Annotated in this window: 16 protein-coding genes; 9 read left to right on the forward strand and 7 right to left on the reverse strand. The window is 72.5% G+C overall.

Annotation, left to right across the window (positions count from 1 at the left end; translation table 11 throughout):
* Nucleotides 1–164: 164 nt before the first annotated feature.
* Nucleotides 165–428 carry a WhiB family transcriptional regulator gene (locus ACIBEA_RS37925; RefSeq protein WP_003983763.1) on the reverse strand — a complete coding sequence of 88 codons (264 nt, stop codon included), beginning with the start codon at nucleotides 426–428 and terminating at the stop codon, nucleotides 165–167.
* A 790-nt stretch (nucleotides 429–1,218) separates the two neighbouring features.
* Here ACIBEA_RS37925 and ACIBEA_RS37930 point away from each other — a divergent pair.
* From ACIBEA_RS37930 to ACIBEA_RS37940, 3 genes are read left to right on the forward strand one after another with little or no spacing between them, the layout of a single operon-like run.
* The gene (locus tag ACIBEA_RS37930) at nucleotides 1,219–1,782 is read left to right on the forward strand and encodes a cysteine dioxygenase (RefSeq protein WP_399267930.1); all 564 of its coding nucleotides are present in this window, start codon (nucleotides 1,219–1,221) and stop codon (nucleotides 1,780–1,782) included.
* A gap of 13 nt (nucleotides 1,783–1,795) precedes the next feature.
* Nucleotides 1,796–2,755, forward strand: coding sequence for a 2-phospho-L-lactate transferase (cofD, locus tag ACIBEA_RS37935; RefSeq protein ID WP_399267821.1), 960 nt, complete (start codon nucleotides 1,796–1,798; stop codon nucleotides 2,753–2,755).
* Nucleotides 2,752–4,077 (forward strand): coenzyme F420-0:L-glutamate ligase, encoded by a 1,326-nt coding sequence (locus ACIBEA_RS37940; protein WP_399267823.1) that lies wholly within the window; start codon nucleotides 2,752–2,754, stop codon nucleotides 4,075–4,077. The genes cofD and ACIBEA_RS37940 overlap by 4 nt, the downstream gene beginning before the upstream one ends.
* Nucleotides 4,078–4,082: 5 nt before the next feature.
* Here the strand turns inward: ACIBEA_RS37940 and ACIBEA_RS37945 are convergent, their stop codons facing one another.
* Nucleotides 4,083–5,102 carry a DNA-3-methyladenine glycosylase family protein gene (locus ACIBEA_RS37945; RefSeq protein ID WP_399267825.1) on the reverse strand — a complete coding sequence of 340 codons (1,020 nt, stop codon included), beginning with the start codon at nucleotides 5,100–5,102 and terminating at the stop codon, nucleotides 4,083–4,085.
* A gap of 386 nt (nucleotides 5,103–5,488) precedes the next feature.
* The gene (locus ACIBEA_RS37950) at nucleotides 5,489–6,967 is read right to left on the reverse strand and encodes a peptidoglycan recognition protein (protein ID WP_399267827.1); all 1,479 of its coding nucleotides are present in this window, start codon (nucleotides 6,965–6,967) and stop codon (nucleotides 5,489–5,491) included.
* Nucleotides 6,968–7,106: 139 nt separating this feature from the next.
* Between ACIBEA_RS37950 and ACIBEA_RS37955 the strand changes: the two genes are divergently transcribed.
* From ACIBEA_RS37955 to ACIBEA_RS37970, 4 genes are all read left to right on the forward strand, one after another.
* Nucleotides 7,107–7,856: a TIGR03089 family protein gene (locus ACIBEA_RS37955; RefSeq protein ID WP_399267829.1), complete on the forward strand. Its 750-nt coding sequence runs from the start codon at nucleotides 7,107–7,109 to the stop codon at nucleotides 7,854–7,856.
* Nucleotides 7,857–8,041: 185 nt separating this feature from the next.
* Nucleotides 8,042–9,253 (forward strand): LCP family protein, encoded by a 1,212-nt coding sequence (locus ACIBEA_RS37960; protein WP_399267831.1) that lies wholly within the window; start codon nucleotides 8,042–8,044, stop codon nucleotides 9,251–9,253.
* Nucleotides 9,254–9,474: 221 nt separating this feature from the next.
* Nucleotides 9,475–11,247, forward strand: a complete 1,773-nt coding sequence (locus tag ACIBEA_RS37965) for an LCP family protein (RefSeq protein ID WP_399267833.1) — start codon at nucleotides 9,475–9,477, stop codon at nucleotides 11,245–11,247.
* Nucleotides 11,248–11,322: 75 nt separating this feature from the next.
* A complete protein-coding gene (locus tag ACIBEA_RS37970) occupies nucleotides 11,323–13,014 on the forward strand; it encodes an LCP family protein (protein WP_399267835.1) in 1,692 nt (563 codons plus the stop codon).
* Between the two features lie 73 nt (nucleotides 13,015–13,087).
* Here ACIBEA_RS37970 and ACIBEA_RS37975 read toward each other — a convergent pair whose 3' ends face one another.
* Nucleotides 13,088–14,116, reverse strand: coding sequence for a glycosyltransferase family 2 protein (locus tag ACIBEA_RS37975; RefSeq protein ID WP_399267837.1), 1,029 nt, complete (start codon nucleotides 14,114–14,116; stop codon nucleotides 13,088–13,090).
* A 156-nt stretch (nucleotides 14,117–14,272) separates the two neighbouring features.
* Here ACIBEA_RS37975 and ACIBEA_RS37980 point away from each other — a divergent pair, with 156 nt between their 5' ends.
* Nucleotides 14,273–15,757, forward strand: coding sequence for an LCP family protein (locus ACIBEA_RS37980; RefSeq protein WP_399267932.1), 1,485 nt, complete (start codon nucleotides 14,273–14,275; stop codon nucleotides 15,755–15,757).
* A gap of 51 nt (nucleotides 15,758–15,808) precedes the next feature.
* Here ACIBEA_RS37980 and ACIBEA_RS37985 read toward each other — a convergent pair whose 3' ends face one another.
* The 3 genes from ACIBEA_RS37985 to ACIBEA_RS37995 form a co-directional block, all read right to left on the reverse strand.
* Nucleotides 15,809–17,305, reverse strand: coding sequence for a glycosyltransferase family 39 protein (locus ACIBEA_RS37985; protein ID WP_399267839.1), 1,497 nt, complete (start codon nucleotides 17,303–17,305; stop codon nucleotides 15,809–15,811).
* The gene (locus tag ACIBEA_RS37990) at nucleotides 17,302–18,567 is read right to left on the reverse strand and encodes an acyltransferase family protein (protein ID WP_399267841.1); all 1,266 of its coding nucleotides are present in this window, start codon (nucleotides 18,565–18,567) and stop codon (nucleotides 17,302–17,304) included. Before ACIBEA_RS37990 ends, ACIBEA_RS37985 begins: the two co-directional genes overlap by 4 nt.
* Before the next feature lie 183 nt (nucleotides 18,568–18,750).
* Entirely contained in the window at nucleotides 18,751–19,311 is a 561-nt protein-coding gene (locus ACIBEA_RS37995) for an acyl-CoA thioesterase (protein WP_399267843.1), read from the reverse strand.
* 105 nt (nucleotides 19,312–19,416) lie between these two features.
* Here ACIBEA_RS37995 and ACIBEA_RS38000 point away from each other — a divergent pair, with 105 nt between their 5' ends.
* Nucleotides 19,417–20,766, forward strand: a complete 1,350-nt coding sequence (locus ACIBEA_RS38000) for an LCP family protein (RefSeq protein WP_399267845.1) — start codon at nucleotides 19,417–19,419, stop codon at nucleotides 20,764–20,766.
* Nucleotides 20,767–20,892 lie beyond the last annotated feature (126 nt).

Raw genomic sequence — 20,892 nt, forward strand, 5'->3', positions numbered from 1 at the left:
GCTGCTGGACAGCGCCCCACACTAACGGCTGGGAACACGACGGTCCGCCTCCTGCGGGGAAGGTGCGGGAGGCGGACCGTTTGCTCTGTTACCCATTTGATGTGGTGTGCGTATCGCCCCGGTGCGGCGGGCCGGACCGGGTGGGCCGGGACGTATCGGCGCAATCAGACTGCGGCCTTTTTCAGCCGCCGGCGTTCACGCTCGGACAGTCCGCCCCAGATGCCGAATCGCTCGTCGTTGGCGAGGGCGTACTCAAGGCATTCGGAGCGGACCTCACAGGCGAGGCAGACCTTCTTGGCCTCGCGGGTGGAGCCGCCCTTCTCGGGAAAGAAGGATTCGGGGTCGGTCTGGGCGCAGAGTGCGCGCTCCTGCCAGCCGAGCTCCTCGTCCGCCTCCTCGACCAGCAGTTCCTGAAACAGCTCGGTCATGTGCGCCCCTCGCTCTGTTTTCGCGTCCCCGTGGTGTTGTCGTCACCGATAGCTACGGAACGACACGAGTGAAATTACAAGGCGGGGCTACTGCGCAGTCAAGCCGAGATCTGCTATTGGGCCCCTTATTCACTCTGCGGAACCAAGCGTATGCAGAAAGTGTTCATATCGCCAAAAATCGTGACACATGCAACACGTACGGACGGATGGTGACCAGATGGTGCGTCAAGCCGCCCACGTCCAAGATCGACGCGCCGTTTCCGATCGAGGTTGCATTCCGGTCACGGAAGCGGCGCAGATCACATTCCGGTCACGAGGTGACGGGGTCGGGGGCCCAGCCTTGGCGTGAATCCGATGCGGTTGCACCGCCACATCCCCGGCCGGGAGCTGCACAAACCTTTCTCCAGGCAACTTAACCGGATGAGGTGAAAGTTTCGGACCAAACCGGACATTGGGTTGACAGTCGCCCCCCGGAACCGGTCTCCTTGTTGCCATGTCAGCGCCCGCAGTCGCCACCCGGACCCCCATTCGTGGGTTCCTGTGCGCTGCCCAGGTTCGCTGTTGCTGTTGCAGCTGTTGATGCCCACGGAGCTCCGGCTCCCCCGAGCACCGGCTTCGCACCCCCAGCAACCGACCGCGCGACCGCGCCACTGACATCCGTCGAGGTACCTCCGCAATGAACGCGACGCACACGACGCACACCCCGCAGCACACCCCGCAGCACTCCCCGCAGCACTCCCCCGACGCCCAGCGGGCGCAGCGGGGCCGGCAGGCCGCATGGCCGGTCGGCATGGAGAGCGACCTCCAGATCGCGGGCGACATCCTCTCCGTCCAGCACCTCCTCCAGCCGCAGCGCGAGCACCCGAGCACCGTCGCCGAGTTCGTCGGGCTCGCCCGCTCGATCGCCGGCGACCGCTCCCAGTGGGAACACCTCGTCGAGTACGACACCTCCTCCCGCTGGTACCACCGGCTGCGCACCGGCCCCGGCTACGAGGTGTGGCTGCTCAGCTGGGTCCCCGGCCAGGGCAGCGGCACCCACGACCACGGCCCGTCCTCCGGCGTGCTCACCGTCCTGGAGGGCGAACTCACCGAGCACACCGACCGCGGACCGCGCACCCTCGCCGCCGGTAGCCAGCGGGTCTTCGCCCCCGGCTACGCGCACGAGGTGGTCAACGACGCCCTCGACGGCGCGATCAGCCTGCACGTGTACTTCCCCGGCCTGACCGAGATGCCGATGCACGACGACGTGCGCGGCGGCGCCCGCGAGGGCTCCCCCGAGGGCTCCCGCGACACGGTCCGGAGTAACGCCGCTCACTCCTGCTCCCCGGCCCGCCAGACGCCGGTATCCGCCTGACACACTGCGCTACATGCGCATTGTTGTACTGGCCGGCGGCATCGGCGGCGCCCGTTTCCTGCGGGGCCTCAAGTCGGCCGAGCCCGACGCGGACATCACGGTCATCGGCAACACCGGTGACGACATTCACCTGTTCGGGCTCAAGGTGTGCCCCGACTTGGACACGGTGATGTACACCCTCGGCGGTGGCATCAACGAGGACCAGGGTTGGGGCCGCACCGACGAGTCCTTCAAGGTCAAGGAGGAACTCGCGGCCTACGGGGTCGGACCCGACTGGTTCGGCCTCGGCGACCGCGACTTCGCGACCCACATCGTGCGGACCCAGATGCTCGCCGCGGGCTACCCGCTGAGCGCCGTCACCGAAGCGTTGTGCGACCGCTGGCAGCCCGGGGTGCGCCTGCTCCCGATGTCCGACGACCGGGTCGAGACCCACGTCGCGATCACCGAGGCGGCCACCGGCGAGCGCAAGGTCATCCACTTCCAGGAGTACTGGGTCCGACTGCGCGCCGCGGTGGACGCGGAGGCCGTCGTACCGGTCGGGGCCGAGCAGGCCAAGCCCGCGCCCGGCGTCCTGGAGGCCATCGCGGCCGCCGACGTGATCGTCTTCCCGCCGTCCAACCCGGTCGTCTCGATCGGCACCATCCTCGCCGTGCCCGGGATCCGCGAGGCCGTGGCCGCCGCCGGGGCGCCCGTGGTCGGCCTCTCCCCCATCGTCGGGGGCGCGCCCGTGCGCGGCATGGCGGACAAGGTGCTGGCCGCCGTCGGCGTCGAGTCATCGGCCGCCGCGGTCGCCCTGCACTACGGCACCGGGCTCCTGGACGCCTGGCTCGTCGACACCTCGGACGCGGACGCGACCGCCGAGGTCGAGGCCGCCGGGATCACCTGCCGCGCGGTGCCGCTGATGATGACCGACCTGGCCGCCACCACCGCGATGGCCCGGGCCGCGCTGGACCTGGCGGAGGCCTCCCGATGACCGCGGACGTCCCCTCGTACGCGCCGCCCGCCGTCCCCTCGTACGAGGTGCGGGCGGTGGCCGGGCTGCCGGAGGTCCGCCCCGGCGACGACCTGGCGGAGCTGATCGCGGGCGCCGCGCCCGATCTGCGCGACGGGGACGTCCTGCTCGTCACCTCGAAGATCGTCTCCAAGGCGGAGGGCCGTGTCGTCGCCGCGGACTCCCGCGAGGAGGCCATTGACGCCGAGACGGTACGGGTGGTCGCCCGCCGCGGTGCGCTGCGCATCGTCGAGAACCGGCAGGGGCTGGTCATGGCCGCCGCCGGGGTCGACGCCTCCAACACGGCGCCGGGCACGGTCCTGTTGCTGCCGCTCGACCCGGACGCCTCGGCGCGCGCGATCCGCGACGGGCTGCGCGCGGCGCTGTCGGTGGACGTCGGCGTCCTCGTGACCGACACCTTCGGACGGCCCTGGCGCGCCGGGCTCACGGACGTCGCGATCGGCGCCGCCGGGGTCCGGGTCCTGGACGACCTGCGCGGCGGCACCGATGCCCACGGCAACCCGCTCAGCGCGACGATAGTGGCCACCGCCGACGAGCTGGCCGCGGCCGGTGACCTGGTCAAGGGCAAGGCGACCGGGCTGCCGGTGGCCGTCGTGCGCGGGCTCGGCCACCTGGTCGCCGAGGGCGGATCGGCGCGCGAGCTGATCCGCTCCCCCGCCGACGACATGTTCCGGCTGGGGACCTCCGAGGCGGTACGGGAAGCCGTGCACGGGCGTCGGACGGTACGGGAGTTCACCGCCGAGCCGGTGGACCCGGGCGCCGTGCGCCGGGCCGTCGCGGCGGCCGTCACCGCGCCCGCGCCGCACCACACGACGCCGTGGCGCTTCGTTCTGCTGGAGTCGGCCGCGGCGCGGCTGGAGCTGCTGGACGCGATGCGGGACGCGTGGATCGCGGACCTGCGCCGGGACGGCAGGTCGGCGGAGTCGATCGCCAAGCGGGTGCGGCGCGGGGACGTGCTGCGCGCGGCGCCCTACCTGGTGGTGCCCTGCCTGGTGACGGACGGGGCGCACGACTACGGGCACGCGCGGCGGGACGCGGCCGAGCGGGAGATGTTCGTGGTCGCCATGGGCGCGGGCGTGCAGAACTTCCTGGTCGCGCTGGCCGGGGAGCGGCTCGGTTCGGCGTGGGTGTCCTCGACGATGTTCTGCCGTGACGTGGTCCGGGAGGTGCTGGAGCTCCCGGACGACTGGGACCCGATGGGCGCGGTGGCGGTCGGCCACGCGGCCGGGGCGCCGCGCGAGCGGGCGGAGCGGGATCCGGCGGACTTCATCCGGGTGCGCTGAGCGGCCTAGAACCGGCCGATATCGGTTCGGGGCATCTTCGGGACGCGGCGGGGCGGGGTGCGGCCCGCGAGCAGGATCAGCCGGGCGGCGCGGTGGCGCTGGCCGCCGCCCTGGTCGGCGTACGGGGCCAGGAGTCGCAGCATCGCGGCGTCGTCGGCGTCGCGGTCGCCGGTGAGGGCGTAGCCGATGGTGCCCGGCAGGTGCAGATCGCCGGTGGTGACGGCGTCGGCGGCGCCGTTGCTGCGCTGGAGGGTTTCGGCGGAGGTCCACGGGCCGATGCCGGGGACGGCCTCCAGTCGGGCGACGGCGGCCGGCAGGTCCATCGCGGCCGCCTCCTCCATGCGGGGCGCGACGCGGGCGGCGCGGACGATGGTGGCCGAGCGCTTCGCGTCCACGCCCGCCTTGTGCCAGTCCCAGGACGGGATCAGGGCCCAGGTGCGGGGGTCGGGCATCACGTACAGGTCCGGGTGCGGGCCCGGGGCCCGCTCGCCGTACTGGCGCACCAGGCGGCGCCAGGCGCGGTAGGCCTCGTCGGTGGTGACCTTCTGCTCCAGGACCGTGGGGATCAGGGATTGCAGGACCAGCCCGGTCCGGGTCAGGCGCAGGCCCGGGCGGCGGCGGTGGCTCGCGTGCACGAGGCGGTGGCGGGGGACGAAGACGGCCGGGTCGTCGTCGGCGCCGAGCAGGGCGGGGAGGGCGTCGAGGGCCCATTCCGTACCGGGGCCCCAGGCGGCGGCGGTGACCGTGCGGTCGGCGGTGCGGGTCAGCCGGAGGGTGGCGGGGCCGGTGGGGGTGCGGGTGCCGAGCCAGACGGAGCCGTCGGGGGTGGTGCGGAAGGTGGGGTCGCCGGGGCCGCGGCGGAGCGGGCCGAGGACGAGGCCCAGCTCGATCGGGCCTTCGGCCGCCCATTCCCGTGACCGGGGGGTGGGGGCGGGGCCCTCCGGGGGCTGGGGCTGGGGCTGGGGGATGTCGGTGCGGCCGCCGCGGATCGCGGTGCGGGTGAGGGGATCGAAGCGGCCGGCCATGGCTTGAGCGTAGCCCTGCGGGCCGCCCGCCCGGAGCCGCGCCTCAAACGCCGGCGGGCTGGGACGGGCCGGCCCGGGCCCATCGCCCCCCCACCAGGAGCTCCGCCCAGCCCTGCGCCTCAAACGCCGGCGGGGCTGGGTGGCCACGCCTCAAACGCCGGCGGGGCTGAGGTGACCGCGCCTCGAACACCGACAGGGCTGAGGTGGGTGCGCCTCGAACGCCGGCGGGGCTGGAATGGCCGGCCCCAGCCCCATCAAGCCCGCCCGGCGATTGAGGGCACCCGCCCGGAGGGCACACGGCCCGCAGCCAGCGGCTCCGGCCGAGGCGCCGCCTCAAACGCCGGCGGGGCTGGAATGGCCGCGCCCAGGGGCAATCCCCGCGGGCGCTAGCGGCCCTGGAGGTGGGCCGAGGAGGTTCGGGTGGTGGGGAGCTTGCCGTAGAGGCGGCGGCCCGGGCACTCCGTCGCGAAGCCGTCCCGGTGACCGGAGATCACGTTCATCCGAACGTTCGTGCCCTTGTGGTAGAGGTTGCCCCCGGCCGACCGGAGCGTCGTCTTCGCCAGCGGGTTCGCCCCGAACAGGCCCAGCTTCCACGCCGTCAGCCGCGCGACCGCGTTCACCGCGGCGGCGGGCGGCTGCGCGTCCGTGAAGGTGCCGATCACCGCGATGCCCATGCTGTCCGTGTTGAAGCCCATCGTGTGGGCCCCGAGCACCGGCTTGGCGACACCGCCCGCCCGGCCCTCGTACACGGTGCCGCACTTGTCGACGGCGAAGTTGTAGCCGATGTCCCGCCAGCCCTCGCTGACCACGTGGTAGCGGTACAGGCTGCGCAGCACCGCCGGGGCGTCCTTGCAGGCGTAGCCGTTGCCGGAGGCGGTGTGGTGCACGAAGGCCGCCTTGACCGTGTTCGTGTAGACGAACCCGGACTCGCGCAGCCGTTCGTCGGCTCCCCAGCCCCGCCGGGTGACGATGGCCGGGCGCGGGCCGATGTAGGGCCGGGCCGCCGGGCTGAGCGTGCCCTCGCTCGCGAGGATGGCGTCGGTGGTGGAGTCGGCCTTGTTCAGCGCCGGGATCAGGGTGGCGCCGAGCGGTGCGTGCGGAACGTTGGCCGCCGAGGACTCGGCCATCTCCATGCTCATGCCGGGGGCCCCGATCGCCGTCTCCCCCTTGTCGTCCCCGGCCGGCTCGCCCGGCTCCGCCCCGTTCTTGGCGTCGGCGGCCGGGAGCGTCCGGACCGGTGCGGCCCCGGGGTCGACGAGCTCGATCCGCAGCCCGGACGGCAGCTTCGCGGCGCCCGGGCCGCCCGGGACGGCCGCCCGGTCGCCGGAACGGGGCGCGGTGGCCGGCTCGGCCATGACGCGGACCTCGACGCCGTCGGAGGCGCCGACCCACAGGGGGGCCGTGCCGCCCCGGACCCGGCCCGCGGCGCGTTCGGTGGTGTCCGGGTCGGCGGCGTGCTCGCTGTTGTGGGTCTCGACGTCCTGCCAGTCGGACCAGGTGCCGGTGCCGGCGGAGCGGGTACGGACCTGGACCCGGCCGGTCAGTTGGGTGGCCGCGTCGTCCCAGACGACGCCGACCATGGAGAAGGTCCCCACGTCACGCGCGGGCAACCCCTTGGTTTCGGGCCCGGTCCCGGGGAGGCGGGGGGAGACGCTCATGCCGGGCACGCCGGTGTCCCGGTCGGCCGCGGACCTGAGCGGGACGAGTGGCAGCGACTGGGTGGACCCGGCCGGGGCGGCCGGGGCCACGGGGGCCGCCGCCGTCACGGCCTGGGCCGCCGCCGCCGTGGGGAGGGCGAGGGCGAGCGGGAGGGACAGTGCGGCCGCGGTCGCGACGCCGATCGAGGAAGCAAGGAATCCACGCATGCAATGGATGCTGAACGCGCTTGCGGCGGGCCGCCATCCGAGAACTGACGGATCGTCGGCTCATGGGCCCACCCCCTCCTCCGTACGGGGGAGGGGTATGACGGCCGTCCGGGGGAGGGCCCCGCGTAGCCTGAGCCGCGTGAACACCACTGACCGCACCCCTGCCGACCTGCTGCGATCCGCGCTCGCCGCCGACCCGGGCCGCCCCCTCGTCACCTTCTACGACGACGCGACGGGCGAGCGCGTCGAATTGTCCGTCGCGACCTTCGCCAATTGGGTGGCCAAGACCGCCAATCTGCTCCAGGGCGACCTCGGCGCCGAGCCCGGCGACCGGCTCGCGCTGCTGCTGCCCGCGCATTGGCAGAGCGCCGTGTGGCTGCTCGCCTGCGCCTCGGTCGGCGTGAGCGTCGAGGTCGGCGGGGATCCGGCCGACGCGGACCTCGTGGTGAGCGGGCCGGACACGCTGGAGGAGGCGCTGGCCTGTTCCGGGGAGCGGGTGGCCCTGGCGCTGCGGCCGCTGGGCGGGCGCTTCCCGCAGCCCCCGGCCGGCTTCGCGGACTACGCGGTGGAGGTGCCGGGGCAGGGCGACCGGTTCGCCCCCTTCGTGCCGGTCGATCCGGCGGGGCCCGCGCTGAGCGTCGGGGGCCGCACGCTCTCGTACGCGGAGCTGGTCGACCTGGCCCGTGCGGACGCGGCCGGGCGCGGGCTGGCCGCGGGCTCTCGGCTGCTGTCGGGACAGGGCTTCGACACCTGGGAGGGGCTGTCGGCGGGGCTGTTCGCACCGCTGGCCGCGGGCGCCTCCGTGGTGCTCTGCCGCCATCTGGAGCAGCTGGCCGAGGGCGCCCTGGTCCAGCGGACCGAGAGCGAGCGCGTCACCCACACCGCCTAGGGGAGGTTTGAACCACCGCGCCAACCCCACATCGCCCACCTGCGGGAACGCGCTATTTGTCACCCACACGGCCTAGTACGGCCCCCTGCCCCCGGGCCGCTCCGGCGCCCCGGGGGCAGGATCGGCGTAGGCCGCGTACTCACCCGTACGGGGCTCTCGCCCAGCGGTGAGGGACGGACACGGACGTGACGGACGGCGCAGGCATAACCGGGCACACCGGTGCGGGCACGGGCGGTACGCCGCCCCCGCGCCGGCGGCGTCGGCTGCTGCGCTGGATCGGCCTCGGGCTGGTCCTGCTGGTCCTGCTGGGGGCCGCCGTGGGCTGGTGGATCTACCGCAGGCTCGACGGCAACATCAAGGAGGACACCTCCGCCGCCGCCGAGCTGCGCCGCTACGACCGCGAGCGCCCGGCGCACGTGGTGGACGGGGCGCAGAACGTCCTGCTGCTCGGCTCCGATTCGCGCTCCGGCGAGGAGAACTCCGGGTACGGGCAGGACGGGGGCACCCAGCGCTCGGACACCGCGATCCTGTTGCACCTGCCCGCGGACCGGCGCAGCGCCACCGCGGTGTCGATACCGCGGGACCTGATGACGACCGTACCGAGCTGCGTGAAGCCGGACGGGACCCGCACCGCCGAGCAGTCGGCCCAGTTCAACTGGGCCTTCGAGTGGGGCGGGGCGGGCTGCACGGTCCGCACCGTCGAGAAGCTGACCGGCATCCGGGTCGATCACCACATCGTGGTGGACTTCGGCGGCTTCAAGAAGGTGGTCGACGCGGTCGGCGGGGTCGAGGTCTGCCTCAAGGAGCCCGTCGACGACACCGACGCCAAGCTGAAGCTGCCCGCCGGCCGGCAGACCCTCCAGGGGGAACAGGCGCTCGGCTTCGTCCGGGCGCGGCACGGCCTGGGCGACGGCAGCGACACCGAACGCATGGACCGCCAGCAGGAGTTCCTCGGCTCACTGGTGAAGAAGGTCCAGAGCAACGGGGTGTTGCTCAATCCGGCGAAGCTCTACCCGCTGCTGGACGCGGCGACCTCCTCGGTGACCACCGACCCGGGGCTGGCCTCGCTGCGGGGACTCTACGAACTGGTGCGCGGCCTGCGGGACATACCGACCGACCGGATCAACTTCCTGACCGTACCGCGCAGGCCGTACGCGGCCGACCCGAACCGGGACGAACTGGCCGAGCCGTACGCGGAGCGGCTCTTCCGCCAGCTACGCATGGACGAGCCCGTGACAGTGGTCCCGCCCGCGCCCGTTGATCAGCGGGAACAGGCCGCGGGCACCGGCACGGGCGAGGGCAGCGGTGCGCCGACGGCCGGCACGGGAACCACCGCGAGTGCCTCCCCCGTCCCCACTTTCACGGGAACCACGGCGGGGACCGCCACCTGCCGGTAAAGCAATCCAAAAAGCCGGTGCCCGAACCGAGCGGGATGGGGCGATTGCCCAGTTATAGGGGGAGTGGAATTTCTCACCAGCATGGTTTGACAGTGAATTGGCCGGATAAGGTGAGCGATCCGGTGCGCGGGCGGGCCTGAGGCCGCGTACCAGCCGGATCGTTGACCGAGCGCCTGGGGGGAGGCGCGTCGCGAGGCACCCGACGGAGGACTCGAGCAACCGTGGATGCGCACAGCCGTGGGCGAGCAGAAGAAGTCGACCCCGCAGACCAGTGGGTCATCGACCCCCGCACGGGCAACTACGAGCTGCGACTGGACCGCTCCGCTGCGCAGCAGCCTTCCGTAGCCTCCCCCAGACGAGCCCGCGGCCCCTTCGCCTCCCCCCGGATCGCACCCCGCTCGGCCCGGCCCGGCCGGTCCACGACAAATCCCGCGAATCCCGCGAGCCCCACCGGGCCCTCCCCGGGCGTGCCCAAACCCCGGCGCGGCGACGGCGCGGGCGGTGGGCGGCGCGGCGGGCGCAAGGCCGCGGGTGGCGGCGGTGGTCGCGGCCGGCGCAAGGGACTGGCCGTCGTCGGCGGCTCGCTCGCCTTCGTCCTGGTGGGCGGCGCGCTGGCGGGCTACCTCTACTACGACCACCTGAACGGCAACATCAGGACCACCGACACCCTCGGTGCCGGCCGCAACGGCTTCCAGAAGGACCAGCCGATCAACATCCTGATCATCGGCACGGACAAGCGGACCGGTGACGGCAACCAGGGCTACGGCGACTCGGACAGCCCCGGGCACGCGGACACCACCTTCCTCTTCCACGTCTCCAAGGACCGCACGAACGCGACGGCGCTGTCGATCCCGCGCGACCTGATCACCAACATCCCCACCTGCCCCACCAAGCAGCCCGACGGCTCGACGAAGAACATCCCCTCCCAGCGCGGGGTCCGCTTCAACACGAGCCTCGGCCAGGAGGGTCGCGACCCGGGCTGCACCATGCGCACGGTGCAGGAGCTGACCGGGATCCCGGTCGACCACTTCCTGATGGCGGACTTCAACGCGGTCAAAACGCTGAGCACCGCCGTCGGCGGGGTGCCCGTCTGCCTGGACAAGGCCGTCAAGGACCGCGATTCGAAGCTGGACCTGACGGCCGGTGAGCACCGGCTCGACGGGGAGCAGGCGCTCGCCTTCGTCCGTACCCGGCACTCCTTCGGCAACGAGAGCGACCTGGACCGGATCAAGACCCAGCAGCAGTTCCTGAGTTCGATGATCCGCGAGATGAAGTCGAAGGACACGCTGAGCAGCCCCAAGAAGCTGTTCGCGCTCGCGGAGGCGGCCACCAAGGCGCTGAGCGTCGACAAGGGCATGGGGTCGATCTCCCAGCTCACGGCACTCGCCGGAGAGTTGAAGGGGATCAACCCCAAGAACATCACCTTCACCACGCTGCCGGTGCTCGACAATCCGGCCGAGCGGGTCAAGGCGACCGTGGTGATCAATCCGGGGCAGGCCGACCCCCTGCTCCAGATGATCCGCGGGGACGTCTCGCTGACCGCCGTGGAGCAGAAGGAGAAGGCCGCCGAGGCCGCGGCCAAGAGCAAGCAGGACGCGCTGCTCCAGGGCAACCGCGCGCCGGCCGCAGACGTCCGGGTGAGTGTCACCAACGGTGGCGGACCTCAGGGTTCCGCCTCCACCACGCTCGCGTGGCTGCAGAATTCCAAGGGCGTGGAGAGGTCGAGCAACCTGGGCAACGCGCCCGCGAAGCTCGACCGGACCACGCTGGAGTACGCGCCCAACCAGGCCGACCAGGCCCGGGCGCTCGCCGACATGATGGGCCTGCCCGCTTCGGCCCTGAAGCCCGGCACGGCGGACGCACCACCGAAGACCCCGATGAAGCTCACGCTCGGCGCGGACTTCAAGGGTGCGGGGATCTCGCTCACGGCGCCGCAGCAGGCGCCCGAGGGAGTCCAGCGGGTCGAGGCCGACAAGGCCGTCTGCGCCAAATAGGGGGTCCCGATGGGTGACCGCCACAGGAATGACCGGCACAATGCCTGACGAATCAGGATCTTGAGGGGGGTACGTGTGACGCACAGCAACGTGCGCGGGGAGGGTGCGCCTTCCGGGGCCACCGGCGGCATACCCGGCAGCGGCGGTGGGGCGCCCGGCGCGGTACCCCGCCCACGCGAGGGCTCGGGGAGCGGAGCCGCCACCGGCGGCAACGGCCCCGGAGCGGGCGGCCCGACGGGTCCGGGGCGGCGGGGGCGCAGACGCGTGCTGCGCTGGACGGCCTCGGTGCTGGCGTTCGTCATACTCGGGACGGCCGGCGCCGGATACCTGTACTACCGCTACATGAACGGCAGCATCAAGACCGACATCCTGAACCTCGGGGACAGCCGACTGAAGGGGTCCAAGCCCAACGCCTTCGGGCAGACCCCGCTGAACATCCTGCTCATCGGCTCCGACGCGCGCAACGACAAGGAGAACCAGGCCCTCGGTGGGGCCAAGGACACCTTCGACGGGCCGCCGCTGGCGGACGTGCAGATGCTGCTGCACCTGTCGGCGGACCGCAGCAACATGTCGGTCGTCTCGATGCCGCGCGACACCCTGATCAAGATGCCGAAGTGCACCGACACGGACGGCAAGGTCTACCAGGCCAGCAAGGGGCTCGTGCAGACCAACGAGTCGCTTGGCCGCGGCGGCCCCGGCTGCACGGTCGCGGCCTGGCAGGAGCTGACCGGCATCCCGATCGACCACTTCATGCTGATCGACTTCAAGGGCGTGGTGGCGATGGCGGACGCCATCGGCGGCGTCCCGGTCTGCGTCCAGCAGAACGTGATCTCGCGCAACAGCGAGGGCAAGGGCTCGGGCCTGAAGCTGCCCAAGGGTCAGAACGTCATCCAGGGCGAGCAGGCCCTGCAGTGGCTGCGCACCCGCTACGGCTTCGAGGACGGCACGGACATCGGCCGTACGCACGCCCAGCACATGTACATGAACTCCATGGCCCGCGAGTTCCGCAAGAACGCCAAGCTCACCAACCCGGTGAAGCTCAACAGCCTGGCGCAGGCGGCCATCAAGGCCATGGTCGTGGACACCGGCCTGAACAAGATCGACAAGTTGTTCGACCTCAGCATGGAACTGAAGAAGGTCCCCACGGGCCGGATCACCATGACGACCATGCCGTGGGTGTACAGCACCCGCGAGGAGGGCCGGGTCGAGCCGAAGCCGGTCGAGGCCGAGGAACTCTTCAAGATGGTCCGCGAGGACGTGGCGCTCGACGGCAAGGGCACCCCGGCGGCCGCCAAGTCCGCGGCTCCCGCCTCCCCCGCGCCCTCGCAGCCCGCTGGCGTCCCCGCCGCGCCGCCCGCCAAGATCTCGGTCCTGGTGCGCAACGCGACCGGCGGCAAGGACGCCCCGGAGGACAAGGTCAAGGGCCGCTCGACCGAGGTCACCGCACTGCTGTCGACCAAGGGCTTCACCAAGGCCGTGGCCGACAACCAGGTCGCCGGCGAGGACACCACGGTGGTCCGCTACGCGGGCCTGGACCAGGCCGCCGACGCGCAGGCCGTGGCCACCGCGCTCGGCCTGCCCGCCGGCGCCGTGCAGCGCTCGACGGACGTCACCGGGATCACCCTGTTCGTGGGCAAGGACTGGCGCACGGGCGACGCCCCGGCGGCGCCCGCCCCGGCCCTGAACAAGGCCCCGGACTCGGCGCGCCCGCTCAACGGCGACGACGACAAGGAGTGCATGGCGATCCAGCCGGGCTTCACCTGGTAGCCACCGCGCGCACGTACGAGAGGGGCCCGGCGGATGCGATCCGCCGGGCCCCTCTCGTACGTGCGCGCGGTGGCTACGGCGCCGCCGGGGCGTCCTCGCGCATCGACGGGCGGCGGCTCGCGATGACCTTGTTCGCCAGCGAGCGCGGGCTCGTCAGGAAGCCGAAGCCCCAGGACATGTGCATCGTGGCCAGGGCCACCGGGATCTGCGCGCGGGCCTTCAGCGACAGCCCCTTGCCCGCGGGGACGGAGCCCGCGGTGATCGCGGCCAGGTAGCCCACCGGGACCGCGAAGGCCCAGGGGGTGAGCGTCGCGCCGGCCACCGCGCCGGCGGCGATCGCGACGAGCGCGGTCGGCGGGGCGAGGTAGCGCAGGTTGATCGAGCCCGCGTGGTAGCGCGCCACGACGTGGCGCCAACGGCCGTAGTCCTTGTACTGCTTGGCCAGCGCCCGTACGGAGGGACGCGGGCGGTACTGGACCTTCAGCTCGGGCGAGAACCAGATGAGCCCACCGGCCTCGCGGATGCGGAAGTTCAGCTCCCAGTCCTGGGCGCGGATGAACTCCACGTTGTAGCCGCCGGCGCGCTCCAGCGCCTCGCGGCGGAACACCCCGAGGTAGACGGTGTCGGCGGGGCCCGCCTCGCCGCCGGTGTGGAAGGCCGCGTTGCCGACGCCGATCTTCGAGGTCATCGCGGCGGCGACGGCGTCCTCCCAGGCGTTCTCGCCCTCGGCGTGCATGATGCCGCCGACGTTCTGCGCGCCCGTCTCCTCCAGGAGGCGGACGGCGGTGGCGATGTAGTTCGCGGAGAGCATGCCGTGCCCGTCGACCCGTACCACGATCGGGTGACGTGAGGCCTTGATGGCGGCGTTGAGGGCGGCCGGGGTACGGCCGGTGGGGTTCGGGACGGTGTGGACGCGCGGGTCCTCACGGACGAGCTGGGCGGCGATCTCGTCGGTCCGGTCCGTGGACGGGCCGAGCGCGATCACCACCTCCATCTCGCCGGCGTAGTCCTGCCCCAGGATGTGCCGGACGGAGTCGCGCAGGTGGCGCTCCTCATTGAGCACCGGCATGATCACCGAGACTGCGGGCTGCTGGGTGGGCATGTGGTCCTTCAAGGTCGGGTATCGGTGTCACGTTACCGCGTACGGGGGAACCGGGGCGCGCCGGACGATCGGTACGGTCAGTCGCTGATCGTATGGGCCTACTGTTCTGACGGATCTGCCCCTGTTGCCGCTGCGGAGGTGCCCCACGTGTCCCCCGTGCCCCACCCGCACCGCTCCCCCCGCCCTGCACCCCCGCATCCCCCCGTGCGCGGCGGCGGCCCCGCCAAGCGCGCGCGCCGGCCGCGCTGGGGCGTACGGCTGGCGGCGACCGTATCGGTGGTGGTGCTGGGCTCCGGCGCGATCGGCCACGCGGTGATGACCGGGCTGGACACCGGGATCGAGCGGGTGGACCCCTTCAAGGACATGAAGAACCGCCCCCGGGCGGGCCACGGCATGAACTTCCTGCTCGTCGGCACCGACGGCCGGGACAAGATCAGCCCGGACCAGAAGCGCGACTACCGGCTCGGCGGGGCGCCCTGCCATTGCACGGACACGATCATGCTGGTGCACATCTCGGCCGACCGGGAGCGCGCCAGCGTGGTCAGCCTGCCCCGCGACAGCTACGCCGAGGTCCCCGAGCACACCGACGCCACGACCGGCAAGGTCCGGCGCGCGCACCCGGTGAAGCTGAACGCCGCCTACGCCGAGGGCGGGCCGAACCTGACCGTGCGCACCGTGGAGAACATGACCCGGGTGAAGATCGACCACTACCTGGAGGTCGACTTCACCAGCTTCATGAAGACCGTCGACGCGATGGGCGGGGTGGAGATCTGCACCGCCAAGCCCATGCAGGACTCCTACACGGGCCTCGACCTCCAGCCCGGCACGCACCGCCTCACCGGCGGCCAGGCCCTGCAGTACGTGCGCTCGCGCCATGTGGACGGGGCCTCGGACCTGGGCCGGATGCAGCGCCAGCAGCGGTTCGTCGCGGCGCTGATCAAGCAGTCCGCCGGCGGCGGGATGCTGCTGAACCCGGTGAAGTTCAAGCAGGTCAGCTCGACCCTGCTGGGCTCGGTCCGGGCCGACCGGGGCTTCGGCTCCGAGCAGATGCTGGCGCTGGGACAGGCGATGCGGGACTTCGCCCCGTCGTCCTCGGAGTTCGCGTCCGTACCGGTCGGCGACGCCTCGTTCCCGGTGAAGGGGCTCGGCGAGACCGTCAAGTGGGACGAGGCGAAGGCGGCCAAGGTCTTCGCCGCGCTGCGCGACGACCGCCCGCTGGCCCCGGCCCGCCCGGCGGCCAAGGCGGGACGGGCGGCGCCGCAGCCCGCCGTACCGGTGGACGTGGCGCCCCAGCAGATCCGGATCCAGGTGGAGAACGGCACCCGGATCGACGGCATGGGCGGCCGCGTCGACGAGGCCCTGCGGGCCACCGGCTTCGACACCACCCGGGCCCCGGGCAACGCGGCCAGCCGGGAGATCAAGCGCACGGTGGTCACCTACGACCCGCGCTGGGACCGCTCGGCGCGGACGGTGGCGACGGCGCTGCCCGGCATCGAGCTGCGGGCGGTGGCCGGACAGGGGCGGACCCTGATCGTGACGGCGGGCTCGGACTACAAGAAGGTGGTCCCGGTCCGCGCCGAGGACCCCTACCAGGGCGAGTTCGGCGTGGTGACGGGCGACCAGGTGGTGTGCGGGAGCTGAGCCCCCGCCCCCGTACCGGCCGGCCGGCTGGCCGCGCACCGGCCGCCGCGATCAGCGGTTGCGCTCGACCAGCGTCACCTGGAGCCCGCGCACCTTGGTGCTCTCCACGACCTTGTAGTGCGCGCGCAGCGCGTCGGCCTCCGCCGCGGGCAGCTTGTGGAACGGGTCCTTGGTCCCGCTCCAGGTGACCACCCAGATCCGGCGGGTGTCGCCGAGGCAGGCGGTCGGCTGGGCGCAGGCCACCGGGAACAGGTCGTCGTTGGCGACGGCCGATTTCGCGGCGAACACGTCGCGCAGCTTGACCCGGTCCGGCAGGTTGTACTCGACCTGGTAGTCGACCATGTAGACGCTGTCGTGCCCGCGGACCGGTACGAAGCCGTCGCCGGGCCGGTAGCCCTTGGTGATGACGCTCGCGACGGAGGCGCCGACGACGCCCTTCTCCTTGGAGAGCGCGGCGCGCAGCTGGACCTGGTCCGTGGCCCCGAGGCCGACGATCAGCACCAGCCCGACCGCACCGGCCGCGCGGGGCTTCAGCGCGGCCAGTCCGGCCGCGGCGAGCACCACCCAGGCGGGCACGGTGAAGGCGAGGTAGCGGTCGAAGAAGTAGGCGGTGCTGCCCTGCGAGACGATCCAGCAGCCCACCATGGGCAGCGCGCCGACCAACGCGATCTCCACGGCCGGGCGCCGCCCGCGGCTCCAGGCGAGCGGCAGCGCGGCGGCGGCCAGCACGCCCGCCGCGACCAGCGGCGAGCCGAAGAGGCTGTTCCACACCTCGGCGATGGTGCGCAGGTGCGGGGTGGTCAACCAGCTGATCTGGCGGCCGACCTGGCTCTGGCCCAGCAGCACCAGCGGCAGGACGGGCAGCAGGGCGAGGACGACGGCCAGCGCGTACCCGACGGCGAGCCGCCACCGGCGGGCCCGGCGGGCCCGCAGCAGCACGATCACAGCGTGCGGCAACAGGACGAGCAGCGAGACGATGTGGAAGAGTCCGGCGGCGCAGAGCGCGAGGGAGTACGGCAGCCAGCGCCGCACGCCCGGCCGCTCCAGCGCCCGCAGCAGCAGCCAGGTCGCCGCGGCGACGGCGAGGACGACGAAGGCGTACGAACGGGCTTCCTGGGCGTAGCGGCTGACGACCGGGACCAGCGCGAAGAGCAGCCCGGCGAAGACCGCGGTGCGGCGGTCGAAGAGCGTGCGCGCCGTCAGTACGACGAAGGCGGCGGCCCCGGCCATGGCGAGCGCGGAAGGCGCGCGCAGGGCGACCAGGGAGTCCCCGAAGAGCGAGGTCCAGCCGTGCAGGACCAGGTAGTAGGCGCCGGAGACCGCGTCCACGTTCCGGAGCATGTCGAGCAGGTCGCCGGTGTCGCGGGTGGCCGCGCTCCAGCTGGCTATCTCGTCGCGCCACATCTGCGGGGTGCCGCTGCCGACGAGCCCGACGGCGAGGGTGAGCAGGGCCGCCCAGAGCCAATCGGGGGCGGTGCGGCGCCGGGCCCCGGGGGCGGTGGTGCGGGGCGCGGGGACGGGGGCGGTCCGGGTCTCGGTGCGACTCATCGGCCGTGGCCTTCCGCATGGGCTCGGGCGGGTTCCGGTGCGCCCGCGGGGGCGGGCAGCGCGGTGGCCGGGTCGCCGGCGCGGCGCCTGACGGGCGGGTCGTTCTTCGGCAGCGAGAGGCCGGGGGCGTCCAGCATCCGCTTGATCAGGGCCGACAGCGGCCGCTCGGCGTAGCGGTGGACGATCCAGGCCAGCAGCAGGATCGCGGCGAGGGCGAGGGCGAGCATCGGGTAGACGCCCACGCCGTTGTTCCGGCCCCAGGTGATCAGGGCGAAGCCGATCTCCTGGTGCAGCAGGTAGACGGGGTAGGTGAGGGCTCCGGCGACGGTGAGCCACTTCCACTGGATCCGGTCGAAGGCGCCCAGCGCGATGGCCAGCACGATCCCGAACGCCAGCAGGGAGAAGCCCGCCATGACGTTCCAGCTCAGCTTGTGCATGACGCCGTACTCGTAACTGCCCTTCGTGCCCAGCAGCATGTGCTGGGCCACCAGCCAGGAGAACCCGACCACGCCCAGCAGCAGCCAGTTCACCCCGAAGCGGTAGATCAGGAACATCGCCACGCCGGCGATGAAGTACGGGGCGTACTCCGGCATCGCGAACATCTTCAGCAGCGCCATGTCCGACTGGCCGGCGACCACCGCGAGGACCATCCAGATCCCGCAGAACGCCAGCACCCGGCGGTAGGTCAGGCCGAGGGCCACGACGACCGCGAAGACCAGGTAGAAGCGGAGCTCGACCCAGAGCGTCCAGTAGACCGGGTCCACTTCGGAGACCCCGAGCGGCTGCTGGAGCATGGTGAAGTTGGTGAAGATGTCGGACTTGCTGAGGTGGCTGCGGCTGGGGCGGGCCGTGGCCGCGTAGTTCACCACGAGGGCCGTCAGGATGATCGCGACCCAGTAGGCCGGGAAGAGGCGCACGACCCGGGAGGTGAAGTACTGGCGCGGGGTGCGGCCCCAGCAGGACATGCAGATGACGAAGCCGCTGATCATGAAGAACAGCTCGACGCCGAGGAATCCGTAGGCGGTGAAGCGGTGCACGTCCGGCATCAGCTTCTGCGGGGTGCCGCCCCAGATCTCCGGGTAGCGGTTGACACCGGTCCAGTGGAACGCGACCACCATGAGCGCGGCGATGAGGCGGAGCCCGTCGAGCGCGCGCAGCCGGGGCCGCCGGGCGGGGGCCGCTGGGGCCTCTGCCGGGCGGTGCTGCGGGGCGGCGGACACGTGGACCCCGGGTGCCGGGGAGGGCGGTACGACCGTCGACATATGAGGAGCTTCTCCGCAGCAGAGCCGGATACGGGCGGACGCCCCCGAGCCCGGCGAACCGGGCCGGGCAGAACGTCAGCTCATCAGTCTACGTGCGCCCGTCCGGGGGACGGGACGGCCCGGGGTCCCGAGTGAGCGACACCTCAGTGCGGCGGACCGCCCGGTGCGGCGGACCGCCGCGGCTCACTCGGCGTCGAAGCCCTGGGCCGCCCGCTCCTCGCGCAGCGCCATGATCGCCCGGCGGCGGGCGAGGCGGTGCGTGCGGCGGATCTCCGCCTCCTGGTAGCGGCGCCGGTCCTGGTCGGTCTCCGGGAGCACCGGCGGCACGGTGCGCGGCTTGCCCTCGGCGTCGACGCCGGTGAAGACGAGGTAGGCGCTGCCGACCTGGGTGGCGGGGGTGGACTCGTTCCACCGCTCGGCCAGGACCCGTACGCCGATCTCCATGGAGGAGCGGCCGGTCCAGTTGCACTGGGCCTTCACGTGCACGAGGTCGCCGACCCGGACCGGCGCGAGGAAGGCCATCTCGTCCATGGAGGCGGTGACGGCGGGGCCGCCGCTGTGGCGCCCGGCGACGGCACCGGCCGCGTCGTCCACGAGTTTCATGATCACGCCGCCGTGCACCGTGCCCAGGAGGTTGGTGTCGTTGGCCGTCATGATGTGGCTCAGGGTGGTGCGCGAGGCCGAGATCGGCTTGCCGGGCGCCTGTGCACCCTGGTCGCCCCGCACGTCCGGTGTGTCTGTCATACCGCCACCTTAAGGCTGTCGCGGATGCATCAGCTGTGCAACAGCACCGGTACGAAGCCCCGACCGCCCTGTCGGTGACCCCTCCCGGCCAGGCATCCTTAGGACATGAATGACTGGCCTGATGGGCGGCGGAACGAGAACCGCGACGACCGGTACGGACGCGGGGGCGCGTCGCCGCGCCCGGAGGACGCCCAGCGGATGCCGCACGTCCAGCGCCGGCAGCCGCAGCGCCCCGGCCAGCAGCCCGGACGCCCGCCCGTACCTCCGCAGGGCCGCCCCGCGCAGGCGCCGCCCGGCTACGGCGTACCGCCCCAGCAGCAGTCCCCCGACAGCGGCTACGACGGCGGTTACAACACCGGGCAGGTCTACGGGTCCCCCTCCCCCCAGCGCCCCGGCGGACCGGGCGGCCCCGCGGGGCCCGGCGGCCCCGGTGGTCCCGGCGGACGCGGTGGTCCCGACCGCGCCCCGGGGGCCGCACCGGACTGGCGCAAGCGGATCAAGATCGGTTCGATCGTGCTGGTCTCGGCGCTGGTCGTGACCACCGTCGGCACCTACTTCTGGGCCGATTCCAAGGTGCGCCGCGAGGTCGACCTCTCCAAGGTCATCGAGCGCCCCAAGGAGGGCGACTGCACGACGTACCTGATCGTCGGCTCCGACAGCCGCGAGGGGCTGTCCGACGAGGACAAGAAGAAGCTCCACACCGGCTCGGCCGAGGGCAAGCGGACCGACTCGATGATGATCCTGGCGGCCTGCTCCAGCGGGAACACCATGGTCTCGCTGCCGCGCGACTCCGATGTGGAGATCCCCTCCTTCATCGGCTCGCAGTCCGGCAAGAAGTTCCCGGGCAAGGGCAAGCGGGAGAAGCTCAACGCCGCCTACGCCGACGACGGGCCGGAACTGCTGGTGCGCACCGTGGAGTTCAACACGGGCCTGCGCATCGACCACTACGCCGAGATCGGCTTCGCGGGCTTCGCGAACATCGTGGACGCGCTCGGCGGCGTGGACATGAACATCGAGAAGGGCTTCAAGGACGAGAAGTCCGGGGCCGACTTCAAGGCGGGCGAGCAGACCCTCAACGGCGAGCAGGCGCTGGCCTTCGTCCGAACCCGCTACGCCTTCGCCGAGTCGGACCTGGCGCGGACCAAGAACCAGCAGAAGTTCCTGTCGACCCTGGCCCACCAGGCGGCGACTCCGGGCACGATCCTGAACCCGTTCCGGCTCTACCCGACGCTGGGCGCCGGTCTGGACACGCTGATCGTGGACAAGGACATGGGTCTGTGGGACCTGGGCGAGATGTTCTTCGCGATGAAGGGCATCAGCGGCGGCGACGGCGTCTCGCTGAACATGCCGATCTCCGGTGAGCGGAACGGCAACCTCATCTGGGACAAGACGAAGGTGCAGCAGCTGGTCAAGCAGATCCAGAGCGACCAGAAGGTGACCGTGACGGGCAACTAGGGCGTCACGGGCGTGCGCGGTGCGGGGGGGGGGGCCGGAGGCGTACGGGGCCCCCCCCCCCCCCGCCCGGCGCAAGCTTTAGAGGGGGGGGCCGGGGGCGGCCGCGCCCCGGGCCCCGCGGGTAGC

Origin of the sequence: Streptomyces sp. NPDC051555, from assembly GCF_044454405.1 — a bacterium.
Classification (GTDB): Bacteria; Actinomycetota; Actinomycetes; order Streptomycetales; family Streptomycetaceae; genus Streptomyces.

What these genes read in the sequence shown, in the direction of transcription:
- ACIBEA_RS37925 (WP_003983763.1), bottom strand. Translation starts at nt 428, where the DNA reads ATGACCGAGCTGTTTCAGGAACTGCTGGTCGAGGAGGCGGACGAGGAG.
- ACIBEA_RS37930 (WP_399267930.1), top strand. Translation starts at nt 1,219, where the DNA reads ATGGAGAGCGACCTCCAGATCGCGGGCGACATCCTCTCCGTCCAGCAC.
- cofD (WP_399267821.1), top strand. Translation starts at nt 1,796, where the DNA reads ATGCGCATTGTTGTACTGGCCGGCGGCATCGGCGGCGCCCGTTTCCTG.
- ACIBEA_RS37940 (WP_399267823.1), top strand. Translation starts at nt 2,752, where the DNA reads ATGACCGCGGACGTCCCCTCGTACGCGCCGCCCGCCGTCCCCTCGTAC.
- ACIBEA_RS37945 (WP_399267825.1), bottom strand. Translation starts at nt 5,102, where the DNA reads ATGGCCGGCCGCTTCGATCCCCTCACCCGCACCGCGATCCGCGGCGGC.
- ACIBEA_RS37950 (WP_399267827.1), bottom strand. Translation starts at nt 6,967, where the DNA reads ATGCGTGGATTCCTTGCTTCCTCGATCGGCGTCGCGACCGCGGCCGCA.
- ACIBEA_RS37975 (WP_399267837.1), bottom strand. Translation starts at nt 14,116, where the DNA reads ATGCCCACCCAGCAGCCCGCAGTCTCGGTGATCATGCCGGTGCTCAAT.
- ACIBEA_RS37985 (WP_399267839.1), bottom strand. Translation starts at nt 17,305, where the DNA reads ATGAGTCGCACCGAGACCCGGACCGCCCCCGTCCCCGCGCCCCGCACC.
- ACIBEA_RS37990 (WP_399267841.1), bottom strand. Translation starts at nt 18,567, where the DNA reads ATGTCGACGGTCGTACCGCCCTCCCCGGCACCCGGGGTCCACGTGTCC.
- ACIBEA_RS37995 (WP_399267843.1), bottom strand. Translation starts at nt 19,311, where the DNA reads ATGACAGACACACCGGACGTGCGGGGCGACCAGGGTGCACAGGCGCCC.
- ACIBEA_RS38000 (WP_399267845.1), top strand. Translation starts at nt 19,417, where the DNA reads ATGAATGACTGGCCTGATGGGCGGCGGAACGAGAACCGCGACGACCGG.